We start from the raw sequence: 12558 nt of genomic DNA on the forward strand, positions 1-12558 counted from the left end.
TATCACGCCGAAGGATGCTACAATAGCCCGCATGCGAACGATCAACATTCTGGTGACGGGCGGCGGCAGCAGCGGGCATATCAGCCCCGCCCTGGCGATCATCAACACCGTGCGCGCGCTGGCGGCGGAAGGCGCGGGCTGGCAGCCCGTGTTTCGCTACCTAGGCGGCAAGCAGGGCATCGAGCAGCGGATTGTGACCGAGGCGGGCATCGACTTTGTTGGCATCGAGACGGGCAAGCTGCGACGCTACTTCAGCGTGCAAAACGCCACCGACATGCTGCGCATTCCGGTGGGCGTCGGGCAGGCCGTGGCCGAGGTGCGCCGCTTCGCGCCCGACGTGGTGCTGAGCACGGGCGGCTATGTCGGCGTGCCGCCGGTGATGGCGGCCTGGCTGCTGCGCCGCCCCATCCTGACTCACGAGCAGACCGTGCAGATCGGTCTGGCCAACCGCATCACGGCGCGCTTTGCCACGCAGATCGCGCTTTCCTTTGCGGGCGCGGCGCGTGAGCTGCCAGCCCGGCTGCGCGCCAAAACGATTGTGACGGGCAATCCCGTGCGGCCAGCGATTTTTGGCGGCGATGGGGCCGAGGCTGCACGGCTGGCGGGTTTCGCGCCAGCAGACGACGCGCTGCCGACGGTGTATGTGACGGGCGGCAGCCAGGGCGCGCGCATCATCAACCGCGCCGTCGAGGCGGCGCTGCCCAACCTGCTGGCACACTGCCGAATCATCCACCAGTGCGGGCAGCAACCTGCCGGCGAGGAACAGGACTACGACCGGCTCGAACGCGCAGCGGCGGCGCTTGCGCCCGAACTGCGGCGGCGCTATTTCTTCACACGTTTTGTTGGCGACGAGATCAGGCACGTTTTTGCGCTGGCCGATCTGGTGCTTGGGCGGGCGGGCGCGGGAACCATCGCCGAGATCTGCGTGCTTGGCAAGCCGGCCCTGTACATCCCGCTGGTGCCGACTGGCGGCGACGAGCAGACGCGCAACGCGCGCATGTGCGCCGAGGCCGGCGCGGCGGCGATCATCCCACAGGCCGAGCTGAATGGGCCGCGCCTGCTGGCCGAGCTGCGCACGCTGCTGGCCGACCCGGCACGCCTGGCGACGATGGGCCGCGCCGCGCTGACACTGGGCAGGCCCCACGCCGCGCACGATGTTGCGCAGGCGCTGCTGGCACTGGCGGGTGTGAGCATCCCGCCGCGAGAAGGAGCACAATGAGCGACACAAACCGGCTGGAACTACACGAACGCGCGGCGCTCAGTGAAGCAGAGATCACCGCCGTGCGCGAGCTGGCTGCCGCAAGCGAAGGCGCGGGCATGGGCGAAACACGCATTTTCTGGGAGGCGCTGACGCATGCCGGCGATCAACCAAACCAGTTTCTGGTCTACGCCGCCAGCCGGCTGGTTGGTTTTTTGTCCATTGAGGGCCTGGGCGACGACGAAGCCGAAGCGACGCTGCTGGTCGCGCCCGATGTGGAAGCCGCCGCGGTGGTCACGCCGCTGGTGGAGGCCGCGCTGACCGCCTGCCGCGCCAGCAAAACGCCCACGCTGCTGATTGCCATCGACCGGCGCGCGCAAGCCGTCACCACCGCACTGGCCGAGCGCGGCGCTCAGGTGCAGTTCACCGAGCAGAAGCAGCGCCGCGACAGCACTGGCCCGCTCGACATCCCTGCCTCCGACCTGCAAGTCAGCAACGCCACTCCCGCCGACGCCGACGCGATCGCCGCGATTCTCGCCGCTGACATGGGCCTCGACCCGGTGGGCTTCGACGCACACGTCACCGCCAACATGGCCCGCCCGAACTATCGCTACTACATCGCCCGCCAGGATGACGCAGCGGTTGGCACTGCCAATGTGCAGCAGCTCAACGGCGATGCCTATATCTACGGCTTTGTGGTGCGGCCCGAGGCGCGCGGGCATGGCTACGGCCGCCAGATCATGCTCCATATGCTGAACGATCTGGCTGCGCAGGGCGACGCGCCAATGTACCTGGAGGTTGTACCCGAAAACACGCCAGCGGTGACGCTCTACGCTTCGCTGGGCTTTGTGCCGGTGGCGACGTTTGATTATTACCGGCTCGATGCGTAGCGCCTGCGGCGGGCTTTTTCGCCTGCGCGGCGGGCGAAGAATTGTTGCAGTTCGCTCGGGCCGCGAGGTTGATTGTAGTTGTTATAGCTATTTTTCAGTCGCAGAGCCAGGACAATGCTAGCCGCTCAGGCCGCGAGGCCGCAGGGGCTATAAGCCACTTTTCGGACACAGAGGCAAAGCAACGCTAGTCGCTCAGGCCGCGAGGCCACAGGGGTGGGCCGCCACCCCTGCACCCCCGGCCGGGGCTAGCGCCCCTGGACCCCAAAAGGAGCGTGTGTAACGAGCGAAATGTTTTACGGTCATGCCTCCGTTGCGAAAATAGCTGGCATCTTTCGATACTTGTGATTCTGGAAAGAATTGCTTTTCCTCAATTGCAAAAGAGCGAATGATTGTACGCAGTTCGCTCGGGCCGCGAGGCCGCAGGTGCTATAAGCCACTTTTCGGACGCAAAGGCAAAGCAACGCTAGTCGCTCAGGCCGCGAGGCCGCAGGTGCTATAGGCCACTTTTCGGACACAGAGGCAAAGCAACGCTAGTCGCTCGGGCCGCGAGGCCGCAGGGGTGGGCCGCCACCCCTGCACCCCCGGCCGGGGCTAGCGCCCCTGGACCCCGAAAGAATGCCGGGGCAAATGAGAAGCTATGCGCTGATGCCTCCGTTGTGCCATAAACCTGGCATCTACCGAGATAACAAGTACTGGTTTATATCTTCGCGGAAGGCATGACAACGAGGTTTCATTTTGACACTGGCGCCCTTTGCCGGAGGGGGTCCGGGGGAACCGGCAAGGGTTCCACCGGTCGGGGGCATGGGGGCGAAGCGCCCCGCTAAAAAAGCTCAAGCAAACTCTATCGGGGCGCGGGGCGAAGCGCCCGGACAACATACGATAGTCAAAGGAGATACTATGACCCAGCCCATCAAAAAAGTCGCCGTGATCGGCGCGGGCACCATGGGCGGCGGCATCGCGGCGCATGTCGCGAACGCTGGACTGCCCGTCGTGCTGCTCGATATTGCGCCAACAGAGCTGACGCCCGAGGAGCAGAAAAAGGGCCTCGCGCTCGATGCCAAGCCCGTGCGCAACCGCATCGTCTCCATGCTCTTCGACCGCATCAAGAAGTCGCGCCCGGCCTCGCTCTTTACCCCCGACACCGCCAGGCGCGTCACGCTTGGCAACCTGGAAGACGACCTGGGCCTGATTGCCGACGCCGACTGGATCGTCGAGGTGATTGTCGAGCAGCTTGAGCCGAAGCGCGCCCTGATGGAGCGCATCGAACAAGTGCGCAAGCCCGGCAGCATTGTTTCCTCGAACACCAGCGGCATCCCGATCGCAGCGATTGCCGAAGGCCGCTCGGACGAGTTCCGCCAGCACTTCCTCGGCACGCACTTCTTCAACCCGCCGCGCTACCTCTACCTGCTCGAAGTCATCCCGACGCCCGACACGCTGCCCGAGGTCGTTGAAACGATCAGCAGCTTTGCTGACCATACACTGGGCAAGGGCGTGGTGCTGGCGAAGGATCGGCCCAACTTCATTGGCAACCGCATCTTCACCTACGCCGGCCAGGTGACGTTCAACTACGCGCTGGAGCACGGCTACAGCGTGGAAGAGGTCGACGCCCTGACCGGCGAGCTGATTGGCCGGCCCAGAACCGCATCGTACCGCCTGCTCGATCTCGTCGGCCTCGACGTGATGCTGCATGTCACGCGCAACCTCTACGACGCCGTGCCCGACGACGAGGAGCGCGAGGTCTTTCGCATCCCGGCCGAGATCGAGCAGGTGGCGGCTAAGGGCTGGCTGGGCAACAAAGCCGGGGTTGGCTTCTACAAGCAGGAAAAAGGCGCGGGCGGCAAAGAGTTCTGGCCGCTCAACCTCCAGACCATGACGCACGAGCCGCCCAAGAAGCCGCGCTTCGAGCTGGTGGGCAAGGCCCGCAAAATCGAAAACCTGCGCGACCGTTTGCGCTTCCTGATGGACAACGCCGACATGGATCGCGCCGGGCAGTTTCTGCGCGAAACCACGCTGCGCACGCTGGCCTACACCGCGCGCCGCATCCCCGAGATCAGCGACTCGATTGCCGAAGTGGACAACGCCATGCGCTGGGGTTTCGGCCAGCAGCTTGGCCCATTCCAGGTATGGGATGCCCTGGGCGTGCGCAAAACCGCCAACCTCATGCGCGAGCGTGATATCGCCGTGGCGCCGTGGGTCGAGAAGATGCTGGAACAAGGTAATGAGTCATTCTACCAAAGCGACAATGGCCGCGTGGTTGGCGTATACAACCCCGCCGCAGGTGCCTACACGCCACTGCAGCGCGCACAGGGCGTGATTGTGCTCGACGATCTGCGCGCCCAGGGCAAGGAGCTGGCCCGCAACGAAAGCGCCAGCCTGCTCGACCTGGGCGATGGCGTGCTGTGCTTGGAGTTCCATTCCAAGGTCAACTCGCTCGACCCGCTGATTATGGAAATGGGCTACAAGGCGCTCGAACTGCTCAAGGGCGACGAGTGGGCCGGCATGGTGATCGGCAACCAGTCCAGCGATTTCTGCGCGGGCGCAAACCTCGGCGTGGTGATGATGGGCGTCGCCAGCGGCAAGCACGATCAGGTCAGCCAGTTCACCAAAGGCATGCAGCAGCTGTTTATGCTGATCCGCACCAGCGCCAAGCCGGTGGTGGCCGCGCCATACGGGCGCGTGCTGGGCGGCGGTGCCGAGATCTCGCTGGCCAGCGCGCGGCGCGTAGCCGCCGCCGAGACCTATATTGGCCTGGTGGAGCTGGGCGTTGGCATCGTGCCGGGCTGGGGCGGCTGTAAAGAGTTTGTGCGCCGCCAGATTTCGCCGCACATGGCCGCGCCCGGCGCGGACGCGCTGCCCTACCTGCAAAAAGCCTTCGAGACAATCGCGATGGCGAAGGTGGCCGAAAGCGCCGAGCAGGGCCGCGAGCTGGGCTTTTTCGACCGCGACGACCAGATTGTGATGAACAAAGAGCGCCTGATCGGCGCGGCCAAGCAGGCTGTGCTCGACCTGGTGGCCGAGGGCTACACGCCGCCGCCCGCCGAGGGCGAGCCGGTCTACGCAATCGGCCGGCGCGGGCAGGCTGCAATTGCCTCGGTGCTGCACGGCATGCGCGTGGGCGGCTATATCAGCGCCTACGACGAGCAGATCGCCAAGGCGCTCGGCACGGTGCTGTGCGGCGGCGACCTGACCAGCCCGCAGTGGGTGACCGAGCAATACCTGCTCGATCTGGAGTTCGAGGAGAACGCCAAGCTGGTGCAAAACCCCAAGACGCAAGAGCGGATGATGGCGATCTTACAGGGCGGCAAGCCGCTGCGGAATTAGCGAGCAGCGGGCAGGGAGCAGCCGGCAGTCAACACTGAAATCGATGATTTCAACGGCGCCGAAGTTGACTGCCAACTGCGAACTGCCAACTGCAAAGGAGAATAGTATGAAAGAGGCAGTTATCGTTTCCGCCGCCCGCACCGCCGTCGGCAAAGCGCCGCGTGGCGCGCTGCGCTCGGTGCACACCGCCGATCTGGCGGCCACTGCGATCAAGGCAGCAATCGAGCGCGCGCCCGGCCTCGACCCGAAAATGGTTGAGGATGTGATCCTGGGCTGCGCCATGCCCGAGGCGGAGCAGGGCCTGAACATGGGGCGCGTGGCCGCGCTGCGCGCCGGGCTGCCGGTTGAAGTGCCGGGGCAGACCGTCAATCGTTTCTGCGCCTCGGGCCTGCAAACCGTCGCGCTGGCCGCTCAGCAGATCATCAGCGGCATGGCCGATGTGCTGGTGGCTGGCGGCGCGGAGAGCATGAGCCTTGTGCCGATGAGCGGGCACCACTTCGCGCCCAACCCGGCCATGGCCGAAATCAACCCGGATGTCTACCTGGGCATGGGCCTGACAGCCGAGAACGTCGCGCAGAAATACAGTGTCAGCCGCGAAGATCAGGACGCCTTTGCGCTGCGCTCGCACCTGCGCGCCGCGGCGGCCCAGGATGCGGGCAAGTTCGCAGAGGAGATCGTACCGGTCGAGGTCGAGAATGTCTGGTTCGAGGGCGGGCAGCGCCGCCGCGCGACCACCGTGTTCGACGCCGACGAAGGGCCGCGCCGCGACACCAACGCCGCCGCGCTGGCCAAGCTGCGCCCGGTGTTCGCCGCCAAAGGCACCGTCACCGCCGGCAACTCGTCGCAGACCAGCGACGGCGCGGCGGCGCTGGTGCTGATGTCGCGCGAAAAGGCCGACGCGCTTGGTATCAAGCCGCTGGCGCGCTTCGTCTCGTTTGCGGCGGGGGGCGTGCCGCCCGAGATCATGGGCATTGGCCCGGTGGTGGCGGTGCCGAAGGCGCTGCAACTGGCCGGCCTTTCGCTCAACGACATCGACCTGATCGAGCTGAACGAGGCCTTTGCCGCGCAGGCGCTGGCCGTGATGCGCGCCCTGGAGATGGACGAAGAAAAGGTGAATGTCAATGGTGGCGCGATTGCGCTGGGCCACCCGCTGGGCTGCTCGGGCGCAAAGCTGACGGTGCAGGTGCTGCACGAGCTTCAGCGGCGCGGCGGGCGCTACGGCCTGATCACGATGTGCGTGGGCGGCGGGCAGGGCGCGGCTGGCGTGATCGAGCGGCTGGACTAGCGTATTTCCGATTTACGATTTTGGATTTACGCGTGTGCTCACCGCATGTCGATGCAAAATCAGCACAGGCGAAAGCCGCAAAGTTTGCTTGACTATGCACCAGCGAGCGCGGCTCAGGATGGATGTAAGAAAAGGGGGATGGGGCGGGTTTCCCGCCTCGTCCCCTTTTTTGTGCGCGGGTGCAGGGTAAGAACCGTGCTACAGCACATGCTCGCGCAGCCAGGCGATCAGCAGGCGCGTGTAGGCCGGGTCGATCACGGGCGTGCCGGTGTATGCGCCTTTCATGTCTTCGTGGGCGCTGGCGATTGCTATCATGAGGTGGTCGGCGCCGGGGAGTTGGGCAAACATGCGGTCGGCCAGGTGCGCCGTGGCCGCGCAGAAGCGGCGCATGCTCTCCGCCGCCGGCACCCAGCGATCCTGCGCGCCCCATACAAAAAGGGCCGGCGTCTGCACACGTGGGTAGATCGCCAGCGCGTCGTAGGCGAACTCGTAGAACCATTTGTCGGTAGTCACGTCGGTGGGCAGCTCGCTGGACGGCCCAATGTAGCTGTACGCAAACCAGGGCGCGCACTCGGCGGCCCCGAGCGCGGCAGCAAGCTCGGCATAGCCCGCCGCGCCGCGATAGTAGGCGTTCACACGCTCGCGCAGCGCCAGCGCCTCGGCCACGGCGGCATCGCCAAAGCCGGCTTCGCGCAGGGTGTAGGCGGCGGCATAGTCCATCTGCTCGGCGGGAGTGACGCCCGCGCCCGAGATGATGGCCATTGCGGCGACTGCCCGCGACTGCGCGGCGACGATTGGCGCGATCCAGCCGCCCTGGCTGATGCCCCAGAGCGCAAAACGATCGGGCAGCACATCGTCGCGCTGGCTGAGTGAGCCAATCGCGGCCAGGCAATCGGCCGCCTGATCGTCGAAGCTGGTGGTCGCCCAGTCGCCCGAGGACGCGCCACTGCCACGCCGGTCGTAGATCAGCACGCCAATGCCCTGCGCGGGCAAGGTTTCGACAAGGTGGCGGTACGCGAAAAAGCCCCGATCTCCGCCACTGGCTGCGTGGAGCACGATCAGCACCGGGCAGGGGCGCACGGAGTCCGGCAGATACAGCGTGCCCGCTAATTGAACCACGCCGCTCTGCACCAGCACCTGTTCTTCCCGCATCGTGTCGCTCCTTATTCATCCACCTCAATAGCTTATCTTCGTGTCTTTGTACCTTCGTGGTTGCCCGGCCTTCTCTTTTCACGCGCACTCGCGCAGGGCGCGGTCGAGCATTGCCACAAAGAAATCGACGTCGCCATGATTGAAAACCAGCGGCGGCTTGATCTTCAGCACGTTGTAGTGGTCGCCGGTGGGGTAGACGATCACGCCCAGCTCGCGCATGCGCTCGGCGACACGCATCGCCAGCGCGGTGGCGGGTGCCTTGCCCGCGCGGTCGCGCACCAGCTCTGCGCCGAGGTACATGCCCTGGCCGTACACCGCGCCAAGCTGCTCGTGGCGCGCGCCCAGCCCGGCCAGCGCGGCGCGAAACGCCCGCCCAACCTCCAGCGCCTGCGCCTGCAAACCCTCGTTCTCGATGATGTCGAGCACAGCCATGCCCGCCGCGCAAGCCACCGGGTTGCCGCCATAGGTGTTGAAGTAGGTCGTGGTCTGGCGGAAGGATTCGGCGATGGCGAGCGTGGTGACCACTGCCGCGAGCGGGTAGCCGTTGCCAATCGGCTTGCCCATGGTCACAATGTCGGGCACCACGCCCTGCGTCTCGAAGGCCCAGAAGTGCGTGCCCATGCGCCCAAACCCCACCTGCACCTCGTCGGCGATGCAGAGGCCGCCAGCGGCGCGCACGGCGGCGTAGGCGTGCTGGAGGTAGCCAGCTGGCAGCGCAACTCCGCCCGACGAGCCAAGCAAACTTTCGGTGAAAAAGGCCGCCACGCCGCGACTCTGCTCGCGCACCTCATTCACGGCGCGCGCCACGTCGGCGGCGTATTTCGCGCCACAGTCGGGGTCGTTGGCGGGGAAGGGGCCGAGAAAGGGGTTGGGGCGCATGGCGGCGTGAACCCACGGGCGGGTGTTTTTCGCCTGCGGGTTGTCGAGCAGCGAGGTGCTGATTTCATCAACTGCGGTGGTGTTGCCATGGTATTCGCCATCAATCACCACCACGTCGTGCTGGCGCGTGTGGGCGCGTGCAAGCCGCAGCGCGAGGTCGTTGGCCTCGCTGCCACTGCACACGAAAAAGACCACGCGCAGCGGCTCGGGCAATAGCGCGGCCACGCGCTCGGCGTACTCGACAATGCCACGATAGAGAAAGCGCGAGTTGGTGTTGAGCAGCGCAAGCTGGCGGGTGATCGCCGCGCCGACGTGCGGGTGGCTGTGCCCAACGTGCGCGACATTGTTGATCGCGTCGAGGTAGGCGCGCCCGGCGTCGTCGTAGAGGTATTGCCGCCAGCCGCGCACCAGTGGCATGGGGCGCTGGTAGTAGTATTCCTGCGACTGCTGCACAACCTGGCCGCGCCGCTCGAGCAGGACGTCGACGGCGGGCGGCGCGGGCGCGGCGGCTTGCACGCCCAGCAGCGGCGCAGGGTCGGGGCAAAGCGCCAGCCAGGCGTCGCGCAGGCTGGCCCGGCCCAGCCCCGGCAACGTTCCGGCGATCAGCTCCACGCCCAGCTGGATGTGCAGGTGCGGCGGCGGGGTTTCATTCGCACCCGGCGCGGCCACAACGCCAAGCGGCTGCCCGGCCACGACGTTTTTTTCCAATCCTTCGGCACGCTCCAGCCCGGCAAAGCGCGTGAAGAAGCGCACGCCCTCGGCGGGCGCGTGATGGAGCAGAACTTCACCATCGGCGGCGCGCACGACGGTGCCGGCCAGCGGCGCATGAACAGGCGTGCCAGCCGGGACAAACACATCCGCGCCGAGGTGCAGGGTGGCTGGCTCGTCGGGCGTGTTTGGCGCGCCGTGCTGCAAGCGCGCCTCGGCGTAGCGACCCAACCCCGCGCCGTTGCGCAACTGCGCTTCCATCGCCGCGCACAGCGTGGCGGGCGATTCCCACGCGCCGTCGCGCAAGTCGGGCGAGGCGGCGCTGAGATCGAGCGTGGGCGTGCCGACGAGCAGCGCCGGATCGAGAATGGGGTGGAGCTGCGCGGCATTACTTGCGAGCCATGCGTGCAGGCGCTCGGCACCGGGGTGCGGCGCGCGGCCACAGGCGGCCCGCCATGCCGCCAGCGCCAGCTCGGGCGGCGTGGCGCGCAGCTGCTCCAGCACCGGCCAGTCGAGCGTGCTCAGCTCCTGCACATAGGCGTTGTCGGGCTCGAAGGCAAGCTGCTGCGCCGCGCTGACCGCCACCACACAGCGCCGCAGCGCAATCAGCGGAAACAGCACCGCCAGCTCGTCGTCGCTCAGCGGGCGGGCGCGGTCGAAGGCGGCGACGAGCGGCGCGGCTTCGTGCAGCGGGTCGCGCGCGCCGGTCAGCGCGGTTTCCGACACGGCCACCACCAGCTCGCCCACCGCGTAGCTGTGCATCACATCGCCAAAATCGATCAGCCCGCTAATTACGGGTGGGTCGGCGGCGGGGTCGACCAGCAGGTTGTAGGTGGTGATGTCGTCGTGGATGACGGCGGTGGGGAGATTTGCAAGCAGCGGCGCGGCCAGGCGCTCATGCAGGTCGAGGAAATAGCCGAGCAGCTCGCGGTGGGCGGGGTTTGCGACGTAGCCGCGGTAGGCGCGCACAACCTCGGGCGCGTGGCGCAGATCCCACTGGCTGGCGCTGGGCGCGTCGGGTGGCGGGCAATCGCTCAGCAGCGCGGCCAGGCGGCCGGCGAACGCGCCAATGGTTTCGAGCAGCGCGGGCGCGGGCAGGCCATCCACGCGGGCCAGCATCTCGCCGGGCAGGTAGGAAAGCAGGCGCACCGGGTAGGCTTCGCCATCGCGCGCCACGGTGGGCATGGCCGCGCCAGAGCGTGCCGGGATGAGGCGCGGCGTGGGGAAGGACGGGTCGCGGGCGGCGAGATGCGCAAGCACGCGGTTTTGCAGCGCCAGCTCGGCGGGCGGCGTGACGCAGTTGGCGATCTTGAGCACAAACTGCTGGCCGTCGCTGCTCGTCACGGCGAAGTTCTGATCCTGAAAGCTGCCGAGCGGCTTGAGCGCGGCGGCCGCGATGCCATAGTGCTCGCGCAGGATTGCGCGCACCTCGCCCTCGGGAAATTGCGGGCAAACCATCTGCTGCTCGTCGAACGTGCTCATGGCGCTCCTTCATCTGCTGCGCAGGACCATATCACCGTTGGAATGGGAACAACAGCAATCCACAGATTGTGCAGATTCCACAGATAGAGGTCGCTCATCTGCGTAATCTGCGGATGGATTTGGGACTTCGACCTGGCTTTGTCGGTTGCTGGCGCGCCCACCCGCGCCCGCGCGCATGATACAATAGCTCGGCCGAACGCATGGAGAAGGAGCACCGGAATGACTGAGCTACACGCCATCGAGCTGCGCACGCGCGCGGTTGGCCCCTGGCCGATGAATACCTACGCGCTGATCTGCCCGGCCACGCGCCAGAGCGTGCTGATCGACCCCGGCGCCGACCCGGAGGTGCTGGCGGAAATGCTGGCCGACTCGACGCCAGTGGCGATTCTGCTGACCCACACGCACCCCGACCACGTCGGCGCGCTGGAAGAAATGCGCGCGCGGCTGAAGGTGCCGGTGCTTGCGCACGCCGGGCCGCACTTTCACGACATGCAGCTTGCCACCGAGCGCGCCCTGGCGGATGGCGACACCGTCACCGTTGGCGACCACACGCTGCGCGCAATTGCCACGCCCGGCCACCTGCCCGACATGCTGTGCTTTGCGGTGGAAGGCGAGCCGCACATTGTTGTGGGCGATACGATCTTCGAGGGCGGGCCGGGGCGCACATGGTCGGCGGAGGATTTCAAGACGACGCTGCGCGTGCTGCGCGAGGTGATTCTGCCCTGGCCCGACGCGACGATCTGCCACCCCGGCCACGGGCCGTCGTTCCGCCTGGGCGACAAGCGCGCCGCGATCGAGGCGTTTCTCGCGCGCGATCACGGCGATTTCTACGGCGACGCGTCGTGGGAGTGAGCTGGTGACTGGCGATTGACGACGGGAAGAATGAACCGCAAAGAGCGCAAAGGCCGCGAAGGGTTGCAGGTTAGCAGGTTGCACGTTGCAGGTTTGCAAGTTCAGCGGTTCAGCGGTTCCGTAGTTCAGTGCCGACTGCCAACTGCCAACTGCTACCTGCCGAGAAAGTTGCAGGTTTGCAAGTTCAGCGGTTCAGCGGTTCCGTAGTTCAGTGCCGACTGCCAACTGCCAACTGCTACCTGCCGAGGAGGCTTATGAGCACTGCCGAGAAACATGCTGCGCTGTTCGCCGGGCGCTGGGTGGGCGAAACGCAGGGCTACGACGCGCCAGCCCATATCTGGGAGATCACGCAGAGCGGCGCGAACCTGACAATCGACACGCGCTGGGAGGGCGAAAGCCGCAGCACACGTCTGCACGCCACCGCGCTTGCCGATGAGGCGGCCATGCTCCTGGGCGACACCAGGGCGGTGCTGATTGGCACGCAGCATTTCATTGTTCGCGGGTGGGATACGAACGACACGCGCGGCGGCGTCGGGCCGCACTACGACGTGATATTCTCGCGCCCCGGCCTGGCCGAGCTGCAATCCGGGGCGATGTGGGAGGCGTTCAACGCGGCGAACCCGCCGGGCGACGAGTGACGAACGAAAGAATGAACCGCAAAGCGCGCAGAGAGCGCAAAGGTTTTGGGAGTGCGGAACCACGAAGACACGAAGGCACGAAGATGTTGCAGGTTTGAAGGTTGCAGGTTGCAATTTCTCAGTTCTGCGGTTCTGCGGCTCACTGCCTCCTGC

8 protein-coding genes are annotated in these 12558 nt (G+C 66.4%); 6 read left to right on the forward strand and 2 right to left on the reverse strand.

Going from position 1 to position 12558, the window contains the following annotated elements:
• The first annotated feature begins 31 nt into the window (after nucleotides 1–31).
• From murG to M1P90_RS13570, 4 genes are all read left to right on the forward strand, one after another.
• Nucleotides 32–1219: an undecaprenyldiphospho-muramoylpentapeptide beta-N-acetylglucosaminyltransferase gene (gene murG, locus M1P90_RS13555; protein ID WP_483703188.1), complete on the forward strand. Its 1188-nt coding sequence runs from the start codon at nucleotides 32–34 to the stop codon at nucleotides 1217–1219.
• Nucleotides 1216–2088: a GNAT family N-acetyltransferase gene (locus M1P90_RS13560; RefSeq protein ID WP_483703189.1), complete on the forward strand. Its 873-nt coding sequence runs from the start codon at nucleotides 1216–1218 to the stop codon at nucleotides 2086–2088. The genes murG and M1P90_RS13560 overlap by 4 nt, the downstream gene beginning before the upstream one ends.
• Nucleotides 2089–2985: 897 nt before the next feature.
• Entirely contained in the window at nucleotides 2986–5409 is a 2424-nt protein-coding gene (locus M1P90_RS13565) for a 3-hydroxyacyl-CoA dehydrogenase NAD-binding domain-containing protein (RefSeq protein ID WP_483703190.1), read from the forward strand.
• Between the two features lie 106 nt (nucleotides 5410–5515).
• The gene (locus tag M1P90_RS13570) at nucleotides 5516–6694 is read left to right on the forward strand and encodes a thiolase family protein (protein ID WP_483703191.1); all 1179 of its coding nucleotides are present in this window, start codon (nucleotides 5516–5518) and stop codon (nucleotides 6692–6694) included.
• A gap of 198 nt (nucleotides 6695–6892) precedes the next feature.
• On the opposite strand, the gene M1P90_RS13575 is transcribed toward M1P90_RS13570, so the two are convergent.
• Nucleotides 6893–7846, reverse strand: a complete 954-nt coding sequence (locus M1P90_RS13575) for an alpha/beta hydrolase family protein (protein ID WP_483703192.1) — start codon at nucleotides 7844–7846, stop codon at nucleotides 6893–6895.
• A gap of 78 nt (nucleotides 7847–7924) precedes the next feature.
• Nucleotides 7925–10915 (reverse strand): aminotransferase, encoded by a 2991-nt coding sequence (locus tag M1P90_RS13580; RefSeq protein ID WP_483703193.1) that lies wholly within the window; start codon nucleotides 10913–10915, stop codon nucleotides 7925–7927.
• Between the two features lie 219 nt (nucleotides 10916–11134).
• Between M1P90_RS13580 and M1P90_RS13585 the strand changes: the two genes are divergently transcribed.
• Together M1P90_RS13585 and M1P90_RS13590 are read left to right on the forward strand one after the other, a co-directional pair.
• Entirely contained in the window at nucleotides 11135–11767 is a 633-nt protein-coding gene (locus tag M1P90_RS13585; protein ID WP_483703194.1) for an MBL fold metallo-hydrolase, read from the forward strand.
• A 254-nt stretch (nucleotides 11768–12021) separates the two neighbouring features.
• Nucleotides 12022–12405, forward strand: a complete 384-nt coding sequence (locus tag M1P90_RS13590) for a hypothetical protein (RefSeq protein ID WP_483703195.1) — start codon at nucleotides 12022–12024, stop codon at nucleotides 12403–12405.
• Nucleotides 12406–12558 lie beyond the last annotated feature (153 nt).

It is taken from the genome of Kouleothrix sp. 19917, assembly GCF_057073505.1.

Coding starts and splice junctions, on each gene's coding strand:
- M1P90_RS13570 (WP_483703191.1), top strand. CDS start 5,516: ATGAAAGAGGCAGTTATCGTTTCCGCCGCCCGCACCGCCGTCGGCAAA.
- M1P90_RS13565 (WP_483703190.1), top strand. CDS start 2,986: ATGACCCAGCCCATCAAAAAAGTCGCCGTGATCGGCGCGGGCACCATG.
- M1P90_RS13560 (WP_483703189.1), top strand. CDS start 1,216: ATGAGCGACACAAACCGGCTGGAACTACACGAACGCGCGGCGCTCAGT.
- M1P90_RS13575 (WP_483703192.1), bottom strand. CDS start 7,846: ATGCGGGAAGAACAGGTGCTGGTGCAGAGCGGCGTGGTTCAATTAGCG.
- murG (WP_483703188.1), top strand. CDS start 32: ATGCGAACGATCAACATTCTGGTGACGGGCGGCGGCAGCAGCGGGCAT.
- M1P90_RS13580 (WP_483703193.1), bottom strand. CDS start 10,915: ATGAGCACGTTCGACGAGCAGCAGATGGTTTGCCCGCAATTTCCCGAG.
- M1P90_RS13585 (WP_483703194.1), top strand. CDS start 11,135: ATGACTGAGCTACACGCCATCGAGCTGCGCACGCGCGCGGTTGGCCCC.
- M1P90_RS13590 (WP_483703195.1), top strand. CDS start 12,022: ATGAGCACTGCCGAGAAACATGCTGCGCTGTTCGCCGGGCGCTGGGTG.